Source organism: Stenotrophomonas maltophilia group sp. RY12688, from assembly GCF_052149045.1.
GTDB classification, from domain to species: Bacteria; Pseudomonadota; Gammaproteobacteria; order Xanthomonadales; family Xanthomonadaceae; genus Stenotrophomonas; species Stenotrophomonas sepilia.
In genome coordinates, this window is sequence record NZ_CP197389.1 from 1,037,184 (window position 1) to 1,052,236 (window position 15,053).

The window sequence follows — 15,053 nt, forward strand, 5'->3', positions numbered from 1 at the left end:
GTCACCCGCAACATGTCGTTCAACGTGGCAACAATCGCCAGCCCGTGTTTTTCACCGATGGCGACCGTGTGGCCTACTTGCGCCTGCTGTGCCAGCACGCGGACCAGCAGCACTGCCGGGTCCACGCGTATGTGCTGATGGACAATCACGTTCATCTGCTGGTGACGCCTGATGTCTCCGGCGGGCTGTCACGGATGATGCAGGCCGTGAGCCGGACCTACAGGCCGTGAGCCGGACCTACGTGCGGCGGGTGAATGATCGGCAGGGCCGCACGGGAACCCTGTGGGAGGGGCGTTTCTACTCGACGCTGGTCGATACGGATCGCTATCTGCTGGCCTGCCAGCGCTACATCGAGCTCAACCCTGTCCGTGCGGGAAGGGTGGCGCGCCCAGGGGACTATCGCTGGTCGAGCTATCGGGCGAATGCGCACGGCAGGCCGAATGCGCTGCTCAAGCCGCATTCGGCATTCGAACTGATTGCCCTGGATCTGGATGAACGGCGCAGGCGCTATGCGGCGTTCATCGAGGAGGGAATTCCTGCCGCGGATGTGGTGGCGATCCGGCGAGCATTGCGGTCGCAGCGACGGTTGGCCGGTTCGCTAGCGGGGTCAGAGCCCTTTCGCGATGCGAAAGGGATCTGACCCCGTCTGCCGGGGTTACCCCAGCAGCTTGCGTACCTTGGTCAGCGCGGTCATGAACCGCTCGATCTCGGCGTGCGTGTTGTAGAACGCCAGCGAGGCGCGGCAGGTGGCGGCGACGCCGAAGTACTGCAGCAGCGGGTGTGCGCAGTGCTGGCCCGATCGCACGGCCACGCCTTCCAGGTCGAGCAGGGTGGCCAGGTCGTGGGCATGCGCACCCTCGATCAGGAACGAGACCACGGCGGCCTTCTCCGGTGCCTGGCCGATGATGCGCAGGCCATCGACGCGGCGCAGCTCTTCGGTGAAGTGCGCCAGCAGTTCGGCTTCGCGCGCTTCCACGTTGTCCTGGCCAAGCTGCTGCAGGTAGTCGGCGGCCACGCCCAGGCCGATGAAACCGGCGATGTTCGGGGTGCCGGCTTCGAACTTGTGCGGGGCGTCGTTGAACACGGTGCCGTCGAAGCTGACTTCCTTGATCATCTCGCCGCCGCCGAGGAACGGCGGCATCGCGTCCAGGTGCTCGCGACGGGCCCACAGCGCGCCGGTGCCGGTCGGACCGCACATCTTGTGGCCGGTGATCGCGTAGAAATCGCAGCCGATCGCGGCGACGTCGACCTTGCGGTGTGGCACGGCCTGCGAGCCATCGACCACGGTGATGATGCCGCGCTTGCGCGCTTCGCGGCAGATCTCGCGCACCGGGTTGACCGTGCCCAGCACGTTGGAGACATGGGTGACCGCCAGCAGCCTGACCTCCGGGGTCATCGCCGCGCGCAGCGCATCCAGGTCCAGCGCACCATCGGGAGTGATCTCGGCCACGCGGATGGTGGCACCGGTACGCTGCGCGACCAGCTGCCACGGCACGATGTTGGCATGGTGCTCCATGCGCGACACCAGGATCACGTCGCCGGCCTTCAGCCGCGGCAGCGCCCACGAATACGCCACCAGGTTGATGGCGAAGGTGGTGCCGCTGCACAGCACCAGGTCGCTGGGGCGCACGTTGAGGAAGCGGGCCAGCGTGTTGCGCGCGCCTTCGTAGGCGTCGGTAGCTTCGCTGCCCAGTGCATGCACCGCGCGGCTGACGTTGGCGTTGTAACGGCGGTAGAACTCGTCCACCGCGCCGATCACCTGCACCGGCTTCTGGCCGGTGTTGGCATTGTCGAAATAGACCAGCGGCTTGCCGTGCACTTCGCGCATCAGCAGCGGGAAGTCGAGGCGGACGCGGTCCCAGTCGGGGGCGCCGGTGCGTTCTTCGATCGGGCGCGGCGTGGACAGGTTCATGCCACACCTGCCTCGGCCAGGGCCTTGTCCAAACGGCGTGCCAGCTGCTCGCGCAGGGCTTCCGGCAGGATCTTCAGCGGCTCATGGCAGAACGCGGCGCTCAGCAGCGCCTGCGCCTGTGCCTGCGGCAGGCCGCGCGAGCGCAGGTAGAACAGCGCATTGGCATCGAGCTGGCCGACGGTGGCGCCATGCGCGGCCTTCACTTCATCGGCGTCGATCACCAGCGTCGGCTGGGTATCGATCTCGGCGTCGGCCGATAGCAGCAGGTTCTTGTTGGACAGGTTCGCATCGGTGCCGTCGGCGCCTTCGCGGATCTGGATGCCGCCATGGAACACCACACGGCTGCGGTTGGCGGCAACGCCGCGCCACAGCAGTTCGCAGGCGGTATCGCGCGCGATGTGATCGATACCCAGCCGGGTCTCGACGTGGCGGCGGCCATTGCCGAGCAGCACGCCGTTGGCGGTCAGCTGGGCGTTGTCGCCTTCCAGGCGCACGTTCAGTTCATGGCGGCTGAGCGCGGCGCCCAGTTCCAGGTCGACGCGGTGGTACTGCGCGTCGCGGGCCAGCACCGCGTCGGTACGCAGGAAGCTGGTCTGGCGCGCGCTGCCGGCCTGCACGCGGGCGTGCTTGAGCACGGCGTCGCGCGCGACGTGGGCATGCAGCACGGTGTTGTCCAGGTGGGCGGAGTCACCCACGCTGAAGCGGTGCTCGACCACGCCGAGGCTGGCGCCGGCACGCAGTTCGATCAGGTGGCGGTGATGCCAGGCCAGGTCGGTCTCGCCGGCCACACTGGCGAACACCAGCTGCAGCGGCGCTTCGACCTGCACGCCTTCATCCACGCGCAGCACCACGCCTTCATCGGCCAGCGCGGCATTGAGGCGGGCGAAGATCTCTTCGCTGCGCTCGTAGCGGCGGCCGAGGAAACGCACGGCGTCCTCGCCCGCAGCCAGTGCAGCCGACAGCGGCTGCAGCTGCACGCCGGCCGGCAGGGCCTGCACGTCGCTCAGTGCGGCGTCCAGGCGGCCATTGACGAACACCAGGCGCGGTGCCGGAATGTCCTCCAGCAGGGCGGCGTCCAGCGCCGGGCCCTGCAGCGGTGCAGCCGCGAACGCACGGCGTTCCAGCTGGCGCAGCGAGGTGTACTTCCAGGCTTCGTTGCGGGCGGCCGGCAGGCCGTCACGCAGGGCCGCATCCAGCACTTCGCGGCGCGCATCGCTGCCGCAGAAGGCCTGGGCCATCGAATCAAGCAGGGCGCTCATCAGACCGCCGCCTCGGGCACGACCCGGTCCTTCAGGAAATCATAGCCGTGCGCTTCCAGCTCCAGTGCCAGCTCCGGGCCGCCACTCTTGACGATGCGGCCATCGGCCAGCACGTGCACCACGTCCGGCTTGATGTAGTCCAGCAGGCGCTGGTAGTGGGTGATGACCAGGAACGAGCGATCAGCAGCGCGCAGTGCGTTGACACCATCGGCCACGCTCTTCAGTGCATCGATGTCCAGGCCCGAGTCGGTTTCGTCGAGGATGGCCAGCTTCGGTTCCAGCACGGCCAGCTGGAAGATCTCGTTGCGCTTCTTTTCGCCGCCGGAGAAGCCTTCGTTGACGCCACGGTGCAGCAGTTCGTCCTTCAGGTGCAGCACGGCCAGCTTCTGGCGCACCAGCTTGAGGAACTGCATGGAATCGAGTTCCTCCTCACCGCGTGCCTTGCGCTGGGCGTTCAGTGCCGCGCGCAGGAAGTAGGTGTTGTTCACGCCCGGGATCTCCACCGGGTACTGGAACGCCAGGAACAGGCCGGCAGCGGCACGCGCTTCCGGGTCCTGCTCCAGCAGGTCGACGCCGTCGAACTGCACGCTGCCTTCGGTCACTTCGTAGCCGTCGCGGCCGGCCAGGACATTGCCCAGGGTGGACTTGCCGGCGCCGTTGGGGCCCATGATGGCGTGCACCTGGCCCGGCTGGACGTCCAGCGACAGGCCCTTGAGGATTTCCTTGTCGCCGATGCGGGCGTGGAGGTTTTCGATCTTCAGCATGGTGGGGTTTCCGTGGGGCGGGCCGCGGCCCGCCGGTAAAGAGAATGCGTTTGCGAGGGGCAGGGGCGGGCGGTCAGCCCACCGAACCTTCCAGCGAGACTTCCAGCAGCTTCTTGGCTTCCACCGCGAACTCCATCGGCAGTTCGCGGAACACCTGCTTGCAGAAGCCGTCGACGATCATCGACACCGCGTCTTCCTGGCTGATGCCACGGGCGCGGCAGTAGAACAGCTGGTCGTCGGAGATCTTCGAGGTGGTGGCCTCGTGCTCGACGGTGGCACCCGGGTTCTTCACCTCGATGTAGGGGAAGGTGTGCGCGCCGCACTGCTTGCCGATCAGCAGCGAATCGCACTGGGTGTAGTTGCGCGCGCCATCGGCATTGCGGTCCACCCGCACCAGGCCGCGGTAGGTGTTCTGGCCGCGGCCGGCGCTGATGCCCTTGCTGACGATCTTGCTCTTGGTGCGCTTGCCGACGTGGATCATCTTGGTGCCGGTGTCGGCCTGCTGCCGGTGATGGGTCAGCGCGACCGAGTGGAACTCACCGACCGAATCGTCGCCCAGCAGCACGCACGAGGGGTACTTCCAGGTGATCGCCGAGCCGGTCTCGACCTGGGTCCAGGTGACCTTGCTGCGCGCGCCACGGCATTCGGCACGCTTGGTGACGAAGTTGTAGATGCCGCCGACGCCGTTCTCGTCGCCCGGGTACCAGTTCTGCACGGTGGAGTACTTGATCTCCGCATCTTCCAGCGCGACCAGCTCGACCACTGCGGCGTGCAGCTGGTTCTCGTCGCGCATCGGCGCGGTGCAGCCTTCCAGGTAGGACACGTAGGCCTTGTCCTCGCACACGATCAGGGTGCGCTCGAACTGGCCGGTGTGGCCGGCGTTGATGCGGAAGTAGGTGCTCAGTTCCATCGGGCAGCGCACGCCCCTGGGAATGAACACGAAGCTGCCATCGGAGAACACCGCCGAGTTGAGCGCGGCGAAGTAGTTGTCACCCACCGGCACCACGGTGCCCAGGTACTGGCGCACCAGCTCCGGGTGTTCCTTGATAGCCTCGGACATCGAGCAGAAGATGATGCCCTTCTCGGCCAGTTCCTTGCGGAAGGTGGTACCGACCGACACCGAGTCGAACACCGCATCCACCGCCACGCCGGCCAGCTTGGCGCGCTCGTGCAGCGGCACGCCCAGCTTGTCGTAGGTGTCCAGAAGCTCCTTGGGCACGTCATCCAGCGAGGCGTACTTCGGGCCCTTCGGCGCGGAGTAGTAGCTGAGCGCCTGCAGGTCGATCGGGGCGATCTCCAGCTTGGCCCAGTCCGGCATCGGCATGGTCAGGAAGTGGCGGTAGGCGTCCAGGCGCCACTGCGTCATCCACTCCGGCTCGTCCTTCTTGGCCGACAGGGCACGGATGGTGTCCTCGTCCAGGCCCGGCGGCAGGGAGTCCGACTCGATCTCGGTGATGAAGCCGGCCGAATACTTGCGGCCGAGCTGCTCGTGGATCTCGCGGTTGGGGGTGTCGTCGTGGGCGACGTTTTCGATGGTTTCGGTGGCCATGGGGGGGCTGCCTGTGGATCAGGAGACGACGTCAACAGCGATGGTGCGGCGCTGTTCGTCATCGGCAAGGGGAAGGGGGGGCAGGATCTGCGCAAGACTGACGTCGCGCAGGGCCTCGGAGACCACGTCGTTGATCAACCGCCAGCTGCTGCGCGCGCCGCACTTGGGTGCCATGCCGCACTGGTGGTGGTCGTGGCTGCATTCGGTCAGGGCAAGCGGCCCTTCCATCGCTTCGACCACTTCGAACAGCGAGATCTCGATGGCCGGGCGGGTCAGCCGGTAGCCGCCACGCACGCCGCGCAGGCCTTCGACCAGGCCGGCCTGGGCCAGCGGCTTGAGTACCTTGCTGACGGTGGGCGGCTCCAGGCCGGTGAATTCGGCCAGTTCGGTGGCACTGAGCACCTCGCCCGGACGGGCGGCGAGCACGGTCAGCACGACGGTGGCGTAATCGGTGAGCTTGGTGACGCGCAACATGGGGATGCGAGTGGTTCTTAAAGCGGACTGAAATTGTACGCTTTTATTCGCCACCATCCAACCCGGGCATTCAGCCGGCGCTGGGGCCGGGCCGGGAGGCTTTGCCAGCGGGCGCTGCCGGGGGCGCCATGCTGCGCCAACCGGGTGATTTTCGCAATCACCCGGAATGGGCGAGAATCCCTGTTCCATCCGCTGCAAACAGCCCGTGCCGATGCCGAAGAAGATCCAAGCCCGCAAGTCCGCCATCCATGGCAACGGCGTGTTCGCCGTCGCCCCGATCAAGCAGGGCGAGCGCGTGATCCAGTACAAGGGCCTGCTGCGCAGCCATGGCGACGTTGATGCCGATGACAGCGGCGACGTCGAAAGCGGCCATACCTTCCTGTTCACCCTCAATGACGACTGGGTGATCGATGCCAACTACAAGGGCAACGATGCGCGCTGGATCAACCACAGCTGCGACCCGAACTGCGAGGCGGTGATCGAGGAGGATGAGGACGGCGACAGCCGTGGCGACAAGGTGTTCATCGAGGCGCTGCGCGATATCAAGGCTGGCGAAGAGCTGACCTACAACTACGGCATCACGCTGGCCGAGCGCCACACCGCCAAGCTGAAGAAGATCTGGGAATGCCGCTGCGGCTCGCCCAAGTGCACCGGCACCATGCTGCAGCCCAAGCGTTGATCCTTCCGGTAGTGCCGGCCGCTGGCCGGCATGGGTCCTCTCCACCTGCCGTGCACAGCAGGGTCACCGCCGTGCAAGGGCCGTTCGTCCACGCTGTGCACTCCCCCAACTGGAGTGCACCCATGGCAGAGCGATTGAAGGGCAAACAGATCGCAATCCTCGCGACCCACGGCTTTGAACAGTCCGAATTGACCGAGCCCAAACGGCTGCTGGAAGCGGAAGGTGCGCGGGTCAGCGTGGTGTCGCCCGCAAAGGAGGCGACCATCAAGGGCTGGAAAGAGAAGAACTGGGGCGACGCCGTCGCGGTCGACATTCCGCTGGACGAGGCGGATCCGGCGGGCTTTGATGCCCTGGTGCTGCCAGGGGGCGTCATCAATCCGGACACACTGCGCACCGACGACGCGGTGCTCAGCTTCATCCGCTCAGTGGATGAAGCCGGCAAGCCCGTCGCGGCGATCTGCCATGGTCCGTGGCTGCTGATCAACAGCGGGCTGGCAGATGGCCGCGAGCTGACCTCCTGGCCCTCCCTTCAGCAGGACCTGGCCAACGCGGGCGCGAACTGGCGCGATGCCGAGGTCGTGGTCGACGGCAACGTGATCACCAGCCGCAAGCCGGATGACATTCCTGCTTTCAGCGAGGCGGTGGTCAAGGCACTCGCCGCGTGATGCCTTGCCGGTAGTGCCGGCCGCCGGCCGGCACTACCTTATTTGCCCAGCAGGCCTGCCGGCACCAGGTTGCCCAGGTTCTGGTTGAAGGTGACCACCAGCTTGCCGTTCTTGACCTGTGCCGCCTGCACCTGCAGCGCGCCGAGCACCCCGGCCACGGCCGGGTCCAGCTTGTAGATCGGTTCGCGCTGGGCGTAGTCGCTCAGCCAGGCATTGAGCAGACCGCGGGTGCGTGAGTCGAGGCGGCCGCCCTGGTTGGCCGGGGTGAAGTCATCCACGCTGGGCTGCTGCAGGTGGAAGCCCTGGGTCTGCGCGTCGTAGCGCAGGCCGCTGCTGAGCTTCACCGTACCCAGTTTGGCCGGGTTGCCGCCGGCGGTGGCCAGTGCCACGTCCATGCCAAGGTTCAGGCGCTCGCCGGCCGGAAGGCTCAGCTGAGGGTGGCTCATGGTCAGGGAGATCAGGCCGCCAAGGGCGTCCTGGGTGCGCGGGAAGCTGCCATCGAGGTACTGCTGCACGTCGCTGGCACCCACCGACAGTTCGCGGCCGGAAATGGAGGGAGCCGCCTGCGCGCCGATCGCAGCGGCGATCAGTACGGTGGAGGCAGCGAGGCGGGTCATCAGGGAACGCAGGCGCATGGCGGTGACCGATGGCAGGGAATGGATGGATCAAAGAGTAGCCGTGCAGGCTGAATCGCGCGTGCATGCGGCTGTAACGGTTCAGTCCAGCATCGGACGCAGTTGCGCCGACTGGATCTGCCAGGCGCTGCCATCGCTGCTGGGTTGCACGCGGTACCAGCCACCGAAGCGGAACGTACCGTTGGCGGTGACCGCGCGGATCTGCACCGGCACTTCAAGCAGCTGCGGTGGCTGCCGATCGTCGCGGGCGAGCGGGGGATCGCTGTGCAGGCGCAGGGTGCGCAGGTCCTGCAGCTGCCGCAGCGCGGCGTCGTCCGCATGCCGCGGGTCGCTGGGCGGGATCGTCCAGGCGGCATCGCTGGCGGCGCGGTTGCGGTTGAGCAACGCCGCTACGTAGCGGTTGAGCATCGTCGATGGCGGCTCGGCACCGTCGGCGACAGCAGACAGCACCGGCATTTCACTTGCCTGCACTGCTGCGGGATCGGGGCCGGTGCGAGTGTCCGCGGCTGCGGTGGCAGCGACGGGAGCGGACGCTGCCGCGATGTCGCCGGTCGTCTGTGCTGCCGGGCGTGAACAGCCCAGCAGCACCAAGGGTGCGATCAGCAACAGGTTCCTGCGCATGTCTGCCTCCTCCGCGAGGCAACCTGGAGGGCGGCAGTGTAGCGATTGCGCCGGGATCAGCGGGAGGAGGGCAGCTGATCCAGAGCGTCCAGCGCTGGCAGGACCTGGCCGGCGATGGCCGCCAGTGCGTGGCCGCCGGTCTCGGCATGGCGCTGCACGATATCGCGCAGCAGCTGGGTGGCGATCACCAGGGTCGCACGCTCGTCGCCGCTGATACCGGCGGTACGCGGGGCCGCCTCCAGCAGGCGCATCAGGTCGCGGCTGGCGCGATGCTCCAGTTCGATGGTGCAGCGCCCTGTGCACTGCAGCCCGTCCTTTTCGATGGGGGTCACCGAGATCCGGTAGCGGGTGGAGGGGCTGGCCATGAGGGTGTGCTCGCCGTAGCTGTGGAGGATGTGCCCACCATAGGCAAGGCCACGGCCTGAGGCGACGGCCGGCGCTGCACGCAGTGTTCCACCCGGTACGTTCCAGCACCTGCCCAAGCCGCGCTCGGCCAGTGGCGACGGGCCTGTACGGGCATTGCCGGGGAGGCGGCAACGCTGTGTTGCGGATTGCCGCAGCGCGACGCATCCACGCATGGCGTGGATCTACCGCCGGGCACGCAAAAAAAACGGGACGACCAGAGCCGTCCCGTCGGAATCCACGTTGGGGCGCGCGCTTACAGCGCGGCGTCCTTCAGCTTCTTCAGCGGACGCACCTTCAGCTTGGTGGTGGCCGGCTTGGCGGCGAACCACTGCTCTTCCTTGGTGAACGGGTTGATGCCCTTGCGCTTCGGCTTGGCCGGCACATTGACGGTGGTGATCTTCAGCAGGCCCGGCAGGGTGAAGGAGCCAGCGCCCTTCTTGTGCACCGAGGAGGCGACGGCGCTTTCCAGCGAGGCCAGCACAGCGCGGACGTCCTTGGCGATGACGCCGGAGGCTTCAGCGATGTGTGCAACCAGGCCGGACTTGGTCAGCACTTCCTTGATCGGCTTCGGAGCGGCCGGCTTGGCGGCTGCCTTCGTCGCGACTTTCTTCGCTGCCTTCTTCGGGGCAGCCTTCTTAGCGGTCTTTGCCATGGTTTCCTGTTCCGTGAACGGTTGGTTGTTTGGTCGGCGCCGAACCCCGTCGGCAAGCGCAATGTAGGGCAACTCTTGGGCGCCGCCAATAGCCCGAAGCGCGGAAAGTGCATGTTTTTTCATATCCAGGCCGATTCAGTACATGGTCGGCGGTGGGGGATGGGGGCACGCCAGCGTGTTCGATCGCCGGCGCCCGCCGATCGGTGGGGTGCGCGAAACCACTGAAAACAAGAGGAAAATGCGTTCCGGGCTGGCGAGGAAGTGTCCACTCGCCGGGCTCGGGGACGACGTCCGGCGTGCGGCGGAGCGACGCAGGGCTAACGCGTGGCGTGCGAGGGTAGCCGTTCATCACCGCCACGCAGGAGCAGCACAATGGGAATCTCGCGACACGCCACCGCGCACTGGGAAGGCGATCTGAAGACGGGCAAGGGCCAGTTGAGCACGCCGCAGAGTGGGCTGCTGGAGAAGACCCGCTACGGTTTCAACAGCCGCTTCGGCGACGAAAAGGGCACCAATCCGGAAGAGCTGATCGCCGCCGCGCACGCGGGTTGTTTCACCATGGCGCTGTCGGCCAAGCTCGGCGAAGCAGGCTTCACCCCGACCTCGCTGGACACCGAAGCCAAGGTCGACCTGTCGCTGGAAGGCGGTCCGCAGCTGTCGCAGATCCGCCTGAAGGTCAGGGCGGTGGTGCCCGGCATCGATGCGACGCAGTTCCGTGCCATTGCCGATGACGCCAAGCAGAACTGCCCGGTATCCAAGGCGCTGAGCGCGGTGCCGATCAGCCTGGAAGCCGAACTGGGCTGAGCCGGCGCATCTGTAGAGCCGAGCCCATGCTCGGCTTCTGCAGGTCCCGTGATCTGGCCGAGGAGCAGCCGAGCGTGGGCTCGGCTCTACAGTATCCCTTTACCAATCAAGGGTGCCGGTGATCACCGTCTGCACCTGGCCGCCCGACCAGACCTCGCCGTCCTCGTCGACCCGCAGGGTCAGGCGCGCATCGTGGCCGACTTCGCGGCCCTGGCTGACTTCGAACGGCGCACGGCCACGTGGCAGCGCGTCGCGCAGGTCCAGCCACGCGGCCAGCACTGCATTGGCGGCCCCCGAGGCGGCGTCCTCGAAGCGCCGACCATTGCCGACGAAAGCGCGCACGGCCAGATCGAATCCCTCACTGCCATCGCTGAAGGCATAGGCGAACACGCCCATGCTGTCGGTGGACTCGGCCAGCGCAGCCACCGCGTTCCAGTCAGGGCGCAGCGCGCGTAGTGCTGCTTCATCGGCCACCTGCACCACCCACCAGCTGCGTCCGCCCTGCATGCGCGCCGGCGGCAGCGAGCCCAGTGGCCAGTCCTTCAGTGCTGCCCGCAGGCGCGGATCGGTGGCTTCAGCGGTCTCCGCCAACTGCGCGCGCGGGGTGCGGATGGCGATGCGCTGCTGCGCGCCCTCACCGCTGACGCGCAGCGGCAGGGCGCCGGCAATGCCGTCCTGCACCAGCACGCCATCGATCGGTGTGGCCAGGCCTGCCTGCAGTACTGCATGCGCCGTGCCGACGCTGGGGTGGCCGGCGAACGGCACTTCCTTCTGCGGGCTGAACATGCGCAGCCGGTAGCTGACACCGGCGGCCTGGGGCGGGAACACGAAGGTGGTCTCGGGCAGGCGCGTCCAGCGTGCGATGGCCTGCATGCTGGCGTCGTCCAGGCCTTCGGCATCGAGTACCACGGCCAGCGGGTTGCCAGCGCCGGCGCGCGGGGAGAACACATCCAGCTGCAGGAAACGGCGGGTGGTCATCGGGGCGAAACTCCATGATCGGGTGGCGCGCAGCTTAACGCGCCGCTGCAGCGCCGAGCCTACGCTCGGCTCTACAGCCAACGGATCTGGCCGTCGATGACCGGCTGCACCTGGCCGCCGATCCACACCGTGCCCTGCGCATCGACCTGTACCTGCACGCGACCATCGCGACCGACTTCGCGGCCCTGGCTGGCCACGTAGCGGCCCTCGCGGCCGGGCAGGGCATTGCGCTGCCGCAGCCAGGCGCCGATCAGTGCATTGGCACTGCCGGTCACGGGATCCTCGGGCACGGCGGGCGCATCAGCGGGGCAGAAGGCACGCACCACGCGGGTGTGGCCGGTGCCGGCTTCATCGGCGAAGACGGCCAGGCCTGTAGCGTCGGTGGCGAGGTTCCAGTCGGCCAGCGCGGCCATGTCCGGTGCCAGCTCGCGAACGGCGGCGGCATCGCGCAGTGGCAGCAGCCACCAGCGTGCGCCGTTGTCCCAGAGTTCGGGCACCTGCCCGTCGGCAGCGAGCGCCAACAGCGCGGCGGGCGCTCCGTCTGCCTCCGTGTCCAGTTGCCGTGCCGGCGGGCTGGCCAGCTGGATCTCCAGTGCCTCGGCCGGGCCGCTCACCCGTACTGGCAGCACCCCTGCCGCGCATTGCTGCAGCAGGGCGCCGTCGCGCGGTTGGGCCAGGCCGCAGGTCACCGCCGCCCAGGCGGCGCCGACGCTGGGGTGGCCGGCGAAGGCCAGCTCACGGGTCGGGGTGAAGATGCGGATGTGGTAGTCGGCGCCGGGCGCGGTGGGGCGCAGGAAGAACACCGTCTCGGACAGGTTCAGCCAGGCGGCCAGGGCCTGCATCTGGCTGCTGGAGAGCGCGTCGGCGTCCAGGATGGCGCCCAGTGGATTGCCGGTTCCGGGGCGGGGGGCGAAGACGTCGAGCTGCAGGTAACGGAGGACGGCCATCTACGGGGATATTGCGCTTAGAATCAAAGGTTCCGCCCCCGAGGGCGGCTTCCCCACATTCTACATAGCCAATCCATGTCAGCTTCCCCCCTTGTCGATCGTTGGATCGTACTGAAGTTCGGCGGCACTTCGGTGTCGCGTCGTCACCGCTGGGACACGATCGGGAAGCTGGCGAAAAAACGCGCGGAAGAGACCGGATCGCGCGTGCTGGTGGTGGTATCGGCGCTGTCCGGGGTCACCAACGAACTGACCGCGATTGCCGACGGCGCGCCGGACAGCGGTGATCGCGTGGCAGCGCTTGTCGAGCGCCATGAGGGCTTCCTGGCCGAACTCGGCCTGGGCCGCGAGGTGTTGGCCGAACGGCTGGCGGCGCTGCAGGGCCTGCTCGACGATGCGCGGGCGGCTACCCGTCCGCTGGATTGGCAGGCCGAAGTGCTGGGCCAGGGCGAGCTGCTGTCCTCCACCCTGGGCGCGGCCTATCTGCGCGCCTCGGGCCTGGACATGGGCTGGATGGACGCCCGCCAGTGGCTGGACGCGATGCCGCCGCAGCCGAACCAGAGCGACTGGTCGCAGCGGCTGTCGGTGAACTGCCAGTGGCGCGCCGACGCGGAGTGGATGCAGCGCTTCCGCGCGCAGCCGACCCGCCTGCTGATCACCCAGGGCTTCATTTCGCGGCATGCCGATGGCGGTACCGCCATCCTCGGCCGTGGTGGCTCGGATACCTCGGCGGCGTACTTCGGTGCGCTGCTCGGCGCCAGCCGGGTGGAGATCTGGACCGATGTGCCGGGCATGTTCAGCGCCAATCCGAAGGACGTGCCCGACGCACGCCTGCTGACCCGCCTGGACTATTACGAAGCGCAGGAAATCGCCACCACCGGCGCCAAGGTGCTGCACCCGCGCTCGATCAAGCCGTGCCGCGATGCCGGCGTGCCGATGGCCATCCTCGATACCGAGCGCCCGGAACTGCCGGGCACCAGCATCGATGGCAGCGCCGCACCGGTGCCGGGGGTGAAGGCGATCAGCCGCCGCAATGGCATCGTGCTGGTGTCGATGGAAGGCATCGGCATGTGGCAGCAGGTCGGCTTCCTGGCCGATGTGTTCAACCTGTTCAAGAAGCACGGCCTGTCGGTGGACCTGATCGGTTCGGCCGAGACCAACGTCACCGTGTCGCTGGACCCGTCCGAGAACCTGGTCAACACCGATGTGCTGGCCGCGCTGTCGGCCGACCTGTCGCAGATCTGCAAGGTGAAGGTGATCGTGCCGTGCGCGGCGATCACCCTGGTGGGCCGCGGCATGCGGTCGCTGCTGCACAAGCTGTCGGACGTGTGGGCGACCTTCGGCCGCGAGCGCGTACACATGATCTCGCAGTCGTCCAACGACCTGAACCTGACCTTCGTCATCGACGAGGCCGATGCCGATGGCCTGCTGCCGATGCTGCACGCAGAGCTGATCGACAGCGGCGCGATGCCGGTGGAAGAGACCGAAGTGTTCGGCCCGCGCTGGCGCGAGATTGCCGGCACCGTGCGCCCGCGCGGCACGCCGTGGTGGCGTGGCCAGCGTGCGCACCTGCTGCAGCTGGCCGATGCTGGTACGCCGCGCTACGTCTACCACCTGCCGACGGTGCGTGCCCGCGCCCGTGCGCTGGCCGCGATCAAGCCGATCGACCAGCGTTACTACGCGATCAAGGCCAACAGCCACCCGGCCATCCTGCAACTGCTGGAAGCGGAGGGCTTCGGCCTGGAGTGCGTGTCGCACGGTGAGCTGAAGCATGTGTTCCAGCACCTGCCGGAACTGTCGCCCAAGCGCGTGCTGTTCACCCCCAGCTTCTGCCCGCGCAGCGAGTACGAGGCGGCGTTCGCGCTGGGCGTGACTGTGACCGTCGACAACGTGGAAGCGCTGCAGCGCTGGCCGGACCTGTTCCGCAACCGCGAGCTGTGGCTGCGCGTCGATCTGGGCCGGGGCGAGGGCCACCACGCCAAGGTCCGTACCGGTGGCAAGGAGTCCAAGTTCGGCCTGCCGATCGCTCGCGTCGACGAGTTCGTGCGCGCGGCCACCGAACTGGGCAGCCGCGTGGTGGGCCTGCATGCGCACCTGGGCAGCGGCGTGGAAACCGCGCAGCACTGGCGGCTGATGTGCGATGAGCTGGCCGGTTTCGCTCGCCGCATCGGCAGCGTACAGACCATCGATATCGGTGGTGGCCTGCCGATTCCGTACAGCGACGAAGACGAACCCTTCGACCTGGACGCCTGGGCCGAGGGCCTGGCCGAGGTCAAGGCACTGCACCCGGCATTCCGCCTGGCGATCGAGCCGGGCCGCTACCTGGTGGCCGAATCGGGCGTGCTGCTGACCCATGCCACCCAGGTGGTGGAAAAGGACGGCGTGCGCCGTGTCGGCCTGGACGCCGGCATGAACGCACTGATGCGCCCGGCGCTGTACGACGCCTGGCATGACATCGAGAATCTCAGCCGCCAGGGCGGTTATGCCGAAGCGGCGTTCGATGTGGTCGGGCCGATCTGCGAATCCAGCGATGTGTTCGGCAAGCGCCGCAAGCTGCCGGTGTCGACCGCGCCGGACGACGTGATGCTGATCGCCGATGCCGGTGCCTACGGCTATGTGATGGCCAACACCTACAACCAGCGGATGCTGCCGCGCGAAGACGTGATCGAATGACCACCGCCCGCGCCCTGCACCCGCCCACCGACACGCCCC

General features: G+C 67.6%; 17 protein-coding genes. 6 read left to right on the forward strand and 11 right to left on the reverse strand.

From position 1 onward, the window contains the following. Positions 1 to 68: 68 nt before the first annotated feature. The gene (locus ACS0OT_RS04825) at positions 69 to 230 is read left to right on the forward strand and encodes a transposase (RefSeq protein ID WP_428992622.1); all 162 of its coding nucleotides are present in this window, start codon (positions 69 to 71) and stop codon (positions 228 to 230) included. Continuing rightward, entirely contained in the window at positions 227 to 640 is a 414-nt protein-coding gene (locus tag ACS0OT_RS04830) for a transposase (protein WP_428992621.1), read from the forward strand. The genes ACS0OT_RS04825 and ACS0OT_RS04830 overlap by 4 nt, the downstream gene beginning before the upstream one ends. A gap of 15 nt (positions 641 to 655) precedes the next feature. Here the strand turns inward: ACS0OT_RS04830 and ACS0OT_RS04835 are convergent, their stop codons facing one another. From ACS0OT_RS04835 to ACS0OT_RS04855, 5 genes are all read right to left on the reverse strand, one after another. After that, positions 656 to 1,912 (reverse strand): cysteine desulfurase, encoded by a 1,257-nt coding sequence (locus ACS0OT_RS04835; protein ID WP_065177924.1) that lies wholly within the window; start codon positions 1,910 to 1,912, stop codon positions 656 to 658. After that, a complete protein-coding gene (gene sufD, locus ACS0OT_RS04840; protein WP_065185846.1) occupies positions 1,909 to 3,171 on the reverse strand; it encodes a Fe-S cluster assembly protein SufD in 1,263 nt (420 codons plus the stop codon). The genes ACS0OT_RS04835 and sufD overlap by 4 nt, the downstream gene beginning before the upstream one ends. Then, positions 3,171 to 3,935: a Fe-S cluster assembly ATPase SufC gene (sufC, locus tag ACS0OT_RS04845; RefSeq protein WP_019337095.1), complete on the reverse strand. Its 765-nt coding sequence runs from the start codon at positions 3,933 to 3,935 to the stop codon at positions 3,171 to 3,173. Before sufC ends, sufD begins: the two co-directional genes overlap by 1 nt. A gap of 73 nt (positions 3,936 to 4,008) precedes the next feature. Then, entirely contained in the window at positions 4,009 to 5,484 is a 1,476-nt protein-coding gene (gene sufB / locus ACS0OT_RS04850; protein WP_049414162.1) for a Fe-S cluster assembly protein SufB, read from the reverse strand. An 18-nt stretch (positions 5,485 to 5,502) separates the two neighbouring features. Continuing rightward, complete coding sequence (locus ACS0OT_RS04855) at positions 5,503 to 5,958, reverse strand: SUF system Fe-S cluster assembly regulator (RefSeq protein WP_049414161.1); 456 nt, start codon at positions 5,956 to 5,958, stop codon at positions 5,503 to 5,505. Positions 5,959 to 6,169: 211 nt separating this feature from the next. Between ACS0OT_RS04855 and ACS0OT_RS04860 the strand changes: the two genes are divergently transcribed. Together ACS0OT_RS04860 and ACS0OT_RS04865 are read left to right on the forward strand one after the other, a co-directional pair. Beyond that, on the forward strand, positions 6,170 to 6,637 hold the full coding sequence (locus ACS0OT_RS04860; RefSeq protein WP_012479369.1) for an SET domain-containing protein: 468 nt from the start codon (positions 6,170 to 6,172) through the stop codon (positions 6,635 to 6,637). Between the two features lie 122 nt (positions 6,638 to 6,759). Next, a complete protein-coding gene (locus ACS0OT_RS04865; RefSeq protein ID WP_005415602.1) occupies positions 6,760 to 7,302 on the forward strand; it encodes a type 1 glutamine amidotransferase domain-containing protein in 543 nt (180 codons plus the stop codon). Positions 7,303 to 7,340: 38 nt separating this feature from the next. Here the strand turns inward: ACS0OT_RS04865 and ACS0OT_RS04870 are convergent, their stop codons facing one another. From ACS0OT_RS04870 to ACS0OT_RS04885, 4 genes are all read right to left on the reverse strand, one after another. Then, positions 7,341 to 7,937, reverse strand: coding sequence for a DUF1439 domain-containing protein (locus tag ACS0OT_RS04870; RefSeq protein WP_005415603.1), 597 nt, complete (start codon positions 7,935 to 7,937; stop codon positions 7,341 to 7,343). Between the two features lie 81 nt (positions 7,938 to 8,018). After that, positions 8,019 to 8,558, reverse strand: a complete 540-nt coding sequence (locus ACS0OT_RS04875) for a hypothetical protein (RefSeq protein WP_065185848.1) — start codon at positions 8,556 to 8,558, stop codon at positions 8,019 to 8,021. Positions 8,559 to 8,614: 56 nt separating this feature from the next. Then, positions 8,615 to 8,923 carry a DUF3861 family protein gene (locus ACS0OT_RS04880; RefSeq protein WP_005415605.1) on the reverse strand — a complete coding sequence of 103 codons (309 nt, stop codon included), beginning with the start codon at positions 8,921 to 8,923 and terminating at the stop codon, positions 8,615 to 8,617. A gap of 293 nt (positions 8,924 to 9,216) precedes the next feature. Then, positions 9,217 to 9,615 carry an HU family DNA-binding protein gene (locus ACS0OT_RS04885; RefSeq protein WP_005415606.1) on the reverse strand — a complete coding sequence of 133 codons (399 nt, stop codon included), beginning with the start codon at positions 9,613 to 9,615 and terminating at the stop codon, positions 9,217 to 9,219. A 372-nt stretch (positions 9,616 to 9,987) separates the two neighbouring features. Between ACS0OT_RS04885 and ACS0OT_RS04890 the strand changes: the two genes are divergently transcribed. After that, on the forward strand, positions 9,988 to 10,419 hold the full coding sequence (locus tag ACS0OT_RS04890) for an OsmC family protein (protein WP_005415607.1): 432 nt from the start codon (positions 9,988 to 9,990) through the stop codon (positions 10,417 to 10,419). Positions 10,420 to 10,518: 99 nt separating this feature from the next. On the opposite strand, the gene ACS0OT_RS04895 is transcribed toward ACS0OT_RS04890, so the two are convergent. After that, on the reverse strand, positions 10,519 to 11,397 hold the full coding sequence (locus ACS0OT_RS04895; protein WP_164093564.1) for a PhzF family phenazine biosynthesis protein: 879 nt from the start codon (positions 11,395 to 11,397) through the stop codon (positions 10,519 to 10,521). Between the two features lie 71 nt (positions 11,398 to 11,468). Then, positions 11,469 to 12,344 carry a PhzF family phenazine biosynthesis protein gene (locus ACS0OT_RS04900; protein WP_139726796.1) on the reverse strand — a complete coding sequence of 292 codons (876 nt, stop codon included), beginning with the start codon at positions 12,342 to 12,344 and terminating at the stop codon, positions 11,469 to 11,471. A gap of 75 nt (positions 12,345 to 12,419) precedes the next feature. On the opposite strand from ACS0OT_RS04900, the gene ACS0OT_RS04905 reads away from it, so the two are divergent. After that, entirely contained in the window at positions 12,420 to 15,014 is a 2,595-nt protein-coding gene (locus ACS0OT_RS04905; RefSeq protein ID WP_139726797.1) for a bifunctional aspartate kinase/diaminopimelate decarboxylase, read from the forward strand. The last annotated feature ends 39 nt before the right edge of the window (positions 15,015 to 15,053 follow it).